7 protein-coding genes are annotated in these 7,454 nt (G+C 61.2%); 4 read left to right on the top strand and 3 right to left on the bottom strand.

Annotated features, from left to right (window positions below; all coding sequences use genetic code 11):
• Together AC4D12_RS11795 and AC4D12_RS11800 are read left to right on the top strand one after the other, a co-directional pair.
• A partial coding sequence (locus AC4D12_RS11795) for an IS3 family transposase (RefSeq protein WP_490950105.1) occupies window positions 1-686 on the top strand: 686 nt, incomplete at its 5' end.
• A gap of 963 nt (window positions 687-1,649) precedes the next feature.
• On the top strand, window positions 1,650-2,402 hold the full coding sequence (locus AC4D12_RS11800) for a GAF and ANTAR domain-containing protein (protein WP_490950106.1): 753 nt from the start codon (window positions 1,650-1,652) through the stop codon (window positions 2,400-2,402).
• On the opposite strand, the gene AC4D12_RS11805 is transcribed toward AC4D12_RS11800, so the two are convergent.
• Both AC4D12_RS11805 and AC4D12_RS11810 read right to left on the bottom strand, forming a co-directional pair.
• A complete protein-coding gene (locus tag AC4D12_RS11805; protein WP_490950107.1) occupies window positions 2,403-3,137 on the bottom strand; it encodes a GAF and ANTAR domain-containing protein in 735 nt (244 codons plus the stop codon).
• 117 nt (window positions 3,138-3,254) lie between these two features.
• On the bottom strand, window positions 3,255-3,794 hold the full coding sequence (locus AC4D12_RS11810; RefSeq protein ID WP_490950108.1) for an ANTAR domain-containing protein: 540 nt from the start codon (window positions 3,792-3,794) through the stop codon (window positions 3,255-3,257).
• Between the two features lie 498 nt (window positions 3,795-4,292).
• Between AC4D12_RS11810 and AC4D12_RS11815 the strand changes: the two genes are divergently transcribed.
• Both AC4D12_RS11815 and AC4D12_RS11820 read left to right on the top strand, forming a co-directional pair.
• Window positions 4,293-5,060, top strand: coding sequence for a GAF domain-containing protein (locus AC4D12_RS11815; protein ID WP_490950109.1), 768 nt, complete (start codon window positions 4,293-4,295; stop codon window positions 5,058-5,060).
• Window positions 5,061-5,166: 106 nt separating this feature from the next.
• Window positions 5,167-5,835 (top strand): ANTAR domain-containing protein, encoded by a 669-nt coding sequence (locus AC4D12_RS11820; RefSeq protein WP_490950110.1) that lies wholly within the window; start codon window positions 5,167-5,169, stop codon window positions 5,833-5,835.
• 1,361 nt (window positions 5,836-7,196) lie between these two features.
• On the opposite strand, the gene AC4D12_RS11825 is transcribed toward AC4D12_RS11820, so the two are convergent.
• Window positions 7,197-7,454: ester cyclase (locus tag AC4D12_RS11825; protein WP_490950111.1), on the bottom strand; the 258-nt coding region annotated here is incomplete at its 5' end.

Here is a 7,454-nt window from a genome sequence, read left to right on the forward strand (position 1 = left end):
GGGGGGGGGGGGTAATGGCTGACCGGACTGCGTGGCGGATCTGCGCGAGCAACGGGTGGTGGTCCGCGTTCGGGAAGAAGCGTGGGAAGAACGGGAGGGAACCCGGACCTCCGGTCCACGAGGACCTCTGCACCGTCACCGATGATGACGGTCGAGTCCGGCACGAGTTCACTGCAGACGCCTCGAACCGGGTGTGGCTGACGGATATCATTGAGCACAAAACTGGAGAAGGAACGCTTTACCTTTGTGCGATCAAAGACGTGTACTCGAACCGGATCGTTGGTTATTCCATCAACTCGAGAATGAATTCCAGGCTGGCGGTGAACGCGCTGGAAAGCGCGGTCGCTCGTCGTGGTGATGTTGCCGGCTGCGTGGTTCACAGCGACCGAGGGTCGCAATTTCGGAGCAGGAAATTCCTGCGTGCTCTGACCCGCCACCGGATGGTTGGATCGATGGGAAGAGTCGCGTCCTGCGGCGATAACGCTGCGATGGAATCATTCTTCGCCCTGCTGCAGAAGAACGTTCTCGATCGCCGGTCCTGGACGACTCGTGAGCAGCTGCGACTAGCAGTTGTGACCTGGATCGAGCGGACCTATCATCGGCGCCGCCGACAGGCCCTACTCGGACGGTTGACGCCCATCGAGTTCGAGACCATCATGAACACGCCAGCCGCCCTGACTGCGTGACTGAAAACCGTCACCTATCCGTGCAGCAGACCCCATCTTCGGTGATTGCAGCCAGCTCGGTAGTACTCGGCAGTTTTTTGCTGCGGCTCCTGCATCCGCTCAGTCATCAAGCGCGGTTACGACTCCAATTGCTTCACAAACACTCACATCGGTGAGTGAAGAGGGGTTGATGGCGGGACAGACCAATAAAGGAGAATCGAAGCCCATCGTCGCCGCTACCGACGATGTCGCAGGGGAATGCTACTCGTACTGTCACAACCTTGGTTACGCCTATCCGTGGACGGGAAACAGGGTCGCAGGGGCTCCTGCGCCCTGATCGCCTCTCACCACAGCTGTCCCGCAGATATGGGAGGCGAGCGATCATCGACGCCCGCATCGTCGCGATCCTTTGGAGCGGCGGGCATTCGATCCCCGCGATCGCCGCACCTCGCACGCCACTGCGCGACTCGACAGACGTGACCGAGCTGCAAGCGCTCCTCGAAGCCCGACTCGGCGCACTCGATACAAGAAGTGCCGCCCTCCTCGAAGCGGCAAGTCACCTGTACTCACTCATCCGGCCTGCGGCTCTGTATTGAGCGAGATGCGATATCACTCTGTGCTCGGACGCTAACCGACGTCCCGCTGATGGACCCTTGAACCGACGCTGAAGGAAGCGGCAGGCTACGGCAGCCATATTGCTCTCCTGATCGAGGGAGCGCTTCATGCGGCCAGGGGCGTGAACAGGGGTACGGGGCGGCGGGCCCCGTACCCCTGCCGTCCTCAGTGCCGGCTGCTTGACCTAAAGACGTTCTCCAGTCAACGGCGTGGACGCAGCACCGAGCAAGCACAGCTTTCGTAGGTGCGTTTCTCGGGAAGCTGTGCCGCGGGGTGGAAGTATGGGGCGGGTCGGATAGACAAGATGAGCTAACGATGAAGGTGATGCAATGAAAGAGACAGTCCGAAGGTTGAGGAGCTTGAAGAGCTGTGACTGAGGAATCTGGTGTGGCACGAGGTATGCCATCTACCCATCATGGCGGGCAGGAGCGGGCGCCAGATCTAGCAACGGAACTCGCGGAGCTCGCCCGGTCGTTGCAGCAGGAGCCGGACGCGGACGCTGTCCTCGCGGGTTTCGTCCATGCAGCGTTGGGCTTGATCCCGGGAGCGGACGAGGGTTCTGTCAGTGTCGTCCTGGGCCGGAAGAACGTCGGATCAAAAGCTCCGTCGGGGGACTTGCCTGAGCGCATCGACGCGCTGCAGATGGAAACCAACGAGGGCCCCTGCCTGGAAGCGGCCTATGAGCACAGCACCGTCCGGGTCCCTGACATGAGTGTCGAGCAGCGGTGGCCGCTCTTCGCCAAGCGCGCTGCGGAGGCAGGCGCGCAGGGCATGCTGTCGATCCAACTATGGGTTGAAGGCGACGATCTCGGCGCCCTGAACCTGTACTCACGTGAACCTAACGCCTTCACGGATGAGTCGGAGAACATCGGGTTGCTGGTGGCCTCGCACGCCGCGGTGGCGTTCGCCGGGGCGGAAAAAACCAAGCACCTCAACAACGCCATCGACTCACGAGACACCATCGGTCAGGCCAAAGGTATCCTCATGGAACGCCACAAGCTCACGGGAGCCGAAGCGTTCATGGTGCTGTCACTGGCCAGCCAACGCACACACCTCAAACTCTTCGACGTGGCCTACGAACTCGTCACCAGCGGCGAACTACCCATCAAGCCCGGACGCTGATCAGCGATCCCGCACATCGCCGGAGTGATTTTCGCGGGCCGTGATGATGCGGGCCTCTTCGCCGATGGTGTTCCGATCCCGACCAGCCATATCCAACAGTTTTCTCTTTGCTTCCTGTATTCCGATGTCGTGGCGTTCCATGAGCATGCCGCGGGCAACACCGACGGTGTCACGTTGCGCGAGTGAGGTTCTGACCTCGGTGCTGATGCGTTGTGGCGTATCGCTAGCCTGCACGTGCCCAAGAAGCGCGGCAGCGGAGTGCGCCAGCTTCAACAGTCGCTTCCGATCGTCGCCCGAGAACGCGTTCGGGCTGTCGGAGTAGACCTTCATCGCTCCCAGGGCAGCGGGTTTCTTCAACAGGGGGACGGAGAGGCAGGACCGAATACCGGCGTGAGCTGCGGCCGTTGTCCACGACTGCCATCGCTTCTCGGTGTGCGTGTCGGTGACGTAGACAGGGACGCCTGTGGACCAAGCCGACAGGCATGGTCCTTCACCTAATTCGTACTGAAGGTCATCGGCCGCCAGAACACCGTCGCTGGTCGCTCCGACGCTCAGGCGTTGACCATCGGAGTTGATGAGGCTGACGCCGGCACCGTACGCGGCACTGATGATGTCCGCGGCAACGTCCGCGAGATCGTCGACAGCGCTATGAACGGTCTCCTTGGTCAGCAGGTGTCCATTCGTCCGCCCAAAGATGGTGTGCAGCTCAAACGAGGAATGCGGTGATGCCACCATGGAGATCTCCTGAACAGCGGTGGAAGTGAGTAGTGAGAGTAAGTAGTGGAAGCGGGCTGTGTAGGTTCTACAGACTGCTTCGTCGTAGGCGGCCCTACCTGGTTGCTTGTCTAGTCGTTAGTTCTCGAAGTGGATTTCGGGCGGCTTCGAATCACAGGTGCCGATAACATGTTCCGCGATCGTGTGGAGCTTCACATGCCTCGTGCTCGAGGCGCGTTTGAGGATGGCGATGGCTTGCTCTTGCGTACACCTGTTCTGGGCCATCACCATGCCCACTGCGAGGTTGATGACGGTCCGTGTGCGCAATGCCGCTTCAAGATGAGCCTGCCTGTCCAGGGCAGCGGATCGCTGAAGCACGATTTGGAGGGCCCGTGATGCTGCCCGCGCAAACGCCTGCGCTTCGTCCTCATTCTCAGCGGTGAAGACGACGCCGTTCTGAGTTTGGAACGACAAGGTCGCACGGGCTGTGTCACTGATTTCCAGCGGTATGACGATACGTGCTGGATCGCGGACCAGATGAACCCGCCGACGGTCAAGACCGTCGTCTATGTACGCGAAAGGGCTGCTGTTGTCGGGGTTAGTGGTCGGGCTGGTTGTCACGATGAGTCCGCCTTGAGCGTGCTCGAGGGTGAGAACACAGACCGTCTCGGCGCCCACGACGAGGTGCTGGCTCCCCAAAGACACGAGGTCGGCACTGAAGGTACCGAGGTCCTCATGGTGTAGGACGAGGTCTAGTAGTTGCGCTGCAAGGTCAGCGCCTGCTGCGCGCGTAAGCGTACTAGAGGTCTCACTTCGAGGGTCAGAGTGGGACGCTGACCGGGTCGGAGCGGACGCGTGAGCTGATAGGGGCACCATCATTCGACTCCTCTTCGGCAGGAAAAATATCATGCCACCGGGGTCTGGGGTGCTGGCTTAACAGTGCGGCACAACAACCCACCCGTCAATCCGACAGACCTTGCTCAGGTTCTCCTGATCGATGACCGCTCCCGCCCGGCAGTGAGTAGACGAAGAGGATGTTCGGGGTCTTCTGTGAGGAGCACGGGCTATGGTTAGGGCAAGTACCTCGTGATATTCAGGAATCGTCGGCAGATTGTTGAAGGGCTGCCAGTGCATCAGTGCCCCCGCCGTAGGGCCGCAGCCAACGATCCGAGACCCATGACGAACCCCTTACCCTCACCGGACCCCCCTTCATCCAACGACGATCTATGCACGGCATATCTGGACGAGCTTCCGGTTGACGGCGCCGCGATCTCGATCTTCGTCGGAACAGGAAACGAAACCCGGATCACGGCGACCGATGACATCGCTGTGGCGTTAGATGAGGCGCAATTCACCGTCGGGGAAGGACCCCGTTGGGATGCGGTCCGCACCCGACTCCCTGTGACCGTGCCGGATACAGGTGCAGCCCACATTCTGTGGCCGGCGCTGGGATCAGGGCTTGCCGACACCGGGGCAGCAGCACTAGTGGTTCTGCCGCTCACAGTGGGCGCAGTCGACGTCGGCGTCATAGAGCTCTACAACCACAAGCCAGGGCGGCTCAGCCCAGCCCAGCTCGCCCACGCTCAAACGTTGGCGACCAAAACATCCATGACCCTTCTGCACCTCATTCTCGACCAACAACGCCACTCCGGAACGGACTCCCCACCTGAGGGTGAGCCTCTGGAGCGCCGCGAAGTACATCAGGCGACCGGCATGATCCTCGTTCAGGCTGATGTGTCCGCCGCCGACGCTTTGCTGCTCCTGCGCGCCCACGCCTTCGCCCAGGGGATATCGCTCAAGGACGCAGCACAAGCCGTCGTCACTAGGCGTATCACGTTCACTCCTGATGAGAACTCGGGCTTCGACACATCGTCGATCCCGCCTAATGGTCCTGATTCTGATCCTGATTCGGTATCGGATCACGCCGGTCGTGAGGAAGACTGATGAACGTACTTCATGATCCCCGCCGCCAGGGCGCCGATACGAAGCAACCCCGAAGGGCGGCATCATGGTGACCCGGTCACGACCCGAACAAGTCAGCGCAGCATTCGTGAAGCTTGCCGACACCCTCGTCGCCGACTACGACGTCCTTGACCTCATGCACACCCTGGTGGAGGAATGCGTCAAACTTCTCCAGGTGGATCAGGTGGGTCTCCTCCTGGCTAGCCCCACCGGTGACCTGCAGGTCGTAGCTTCGACCAGCGAACAAGCCGAACTCGTCGAGATCCTGCAACTACAGGCTGGTGAAGGACCCTGCATCGAGAGCTACCACTCCGGGATCGTCACGACCATCGCCGATCTCACCACCCTCGACAAGTGGCCGGCCTTTCGCCGAGCCGCCCTCGACCAGGGTTTCATCTCCGTACACGTCGTACCGCTACGCATCCACGACAGGATCATCGGCGCCATGGGCCTGTTCGGTTCCATAGCCGGAGACCTAGCCCAGGAGGACGCCATGATCGCCCAGGCCCTCGCGTCAGTGGCGACCATAAGTCTCCTGCAAGAACGCACCATCCGGGAATCCCAGATAGTCAACGAGCAACTGCAACGCGCCCTGAACAGCAGGGTCCTGATCGAGCAAGCCAAAGGCGTCATCGCCCAAACCTCCACCGTCGGTATGGACGACGCCTTCCGCCGGCTACGGAACCACGCCCGGTCCAACCAGCAGACCCTCGACGAAGCCGCACGACACGTCATCGACCGGACGATTGTCCTCTGAGCCCGCCCCACTCCCACCGCACCTACAACTCGTCGTACCTACAGCCCGGCGAGTCCGGGTCCTGGTCCGAGTCCAGCTCACGACGGCCAAGGCGGTCAGCGGGCGCAGCTCACCCACCGATGGTCGGCTTTGAGCTCCACCCTTCCTTCTGCCGCACCTGACACTTGGAGACGACCTGACTCATGGCCGTCACCACGCCGTCCTGACCCGAAAGGTGTAAGGGAGCGGGCGGAAGTGGACTGGGAGCATGCGGCGGATGGCTGGTTCAGTTCATGCGAAAGGCTGGAGTCCTTGCTCGTGTCTTTCCTGGGCTGCGTCAAGGATGACGAGCGAGTTCAGGTGAATGGCCGTTGGAGTCTAGTTCAGGTCCTCAGGGTCAGGGACGCCCGAGGACTGCGTCCGTTCTGTCCCTCCAGCTGGATTGGGACTTTTCTGGCCCAGTTGAGCGGATCGCTCGTCGGGCCTTCGGCCATGGTCTGATGGGGATCGGGGTGACGTTGGAGATCGGGGTGACGTTGGGGAGCTTGGTGCGTTGCGGTTGTAATGGGAAGCGACGATGACGTAGGTCAGGTGCTGCTCGTCTGTTAGTCCGAGGACGTCCAACGCCTGTTGAAGGTGCTTTTCAACTGCGATCAGTGGCAGAGACAGTCGCAGGGCAACATCCTCGTGGGTCCGTCCGTTCGCAATCATCACCGCGACAACCGCTTCGCGGTCACTAAGATCGCGCAGCTTGGGATCTTCAACCGAACCGCGAGTGGAGATTTGACCAGAACCCCGCATCTGGTCCTGCGTTTGGTCTCGGAGGTGGAGCTGGCTAGCAGCGACCCTGAAGGTCGGCGGTTCCACCAGCTGCTCAGGGCTGGAGGTGGGCGCAAATGATGGATCAGCACGGCGTATTTCGTGGTCGATCTGCCTCATGGGTATTCCTGACACGGCTTCGAGCACAATAAGGGTCTCGTGCCAGGGTCCGGGGCGACACCTCTAGCCTGATCTTCTCCAGGATCAATGTCAACGTGTAGCGCCACGTCGAGATCCTCCGGGCCACCTCAAACGGCAAGAACGTGAAGCGACGGGAGCTGACCTCGAACCTGCCGGCGCCTCTGGACCTACTGCGAAGTCGAGACGGGTTCTGCCACTCGTCCCAGGGTGCTGCATTTGGGTACCCGTTGTACGTCGTTTCATGTGTCCCGCCTGCTGCGGGGCGTGAGCAACTCGGTCAGACCTCGTTGGTTCTCAGCGACGGGGAGCGGTCCCACGCTACGTTCTCGCGTAGGACCGCTTCCCGACGTTGTCAGTGACTCGAGGTGAGTCATCTTCCGATCATCTGCGTTGTCGGCTCGCTCTCCGGGCGTTCGGTGGAGCTATGCGGTGATCTGCGCCTGTAGCTGGAGGAGTTCCTCCACGTGGCGGATCTCGATGATGCGACCGTCGACGATGCGGACGATGTCGGTGCCGGCGAAGGACACGTCCCTGCCAGACGCGGGAGTGCCGAACCACGGGCCGGTCTGTGTTCCGGTCATGACCCACTGGGTGACGATGCAGTCATCATCGGTTTGCGCCTGGTAGACGAGCGTGTGCTTGGTGTTCGTGAAACCGTCCCGGACAGCGGCGACGAGTCT

It is taken from the genome of Arthrobacter sp. TJ-266 (genome assembly GCF_058269115.1).

What these genes read in the sequence shown, in the direction of transcription:
- AC4D12_RS11805 (WP_490950107.1), bottom strand. Translation starts at nt 3,137, where the DNA reads ATGGTGGCATCACCGCATTCCTCGTTTGAGCTGCACACCATCTTTGGG.
- AC4D12_RS11815 (WP_490950109.1), top strand. Translation starts at nt 4,293, where the DNA reads ATGACGAACCCCTTACCCTCACCGGACCCCCCTTCATCCAACGACGAT.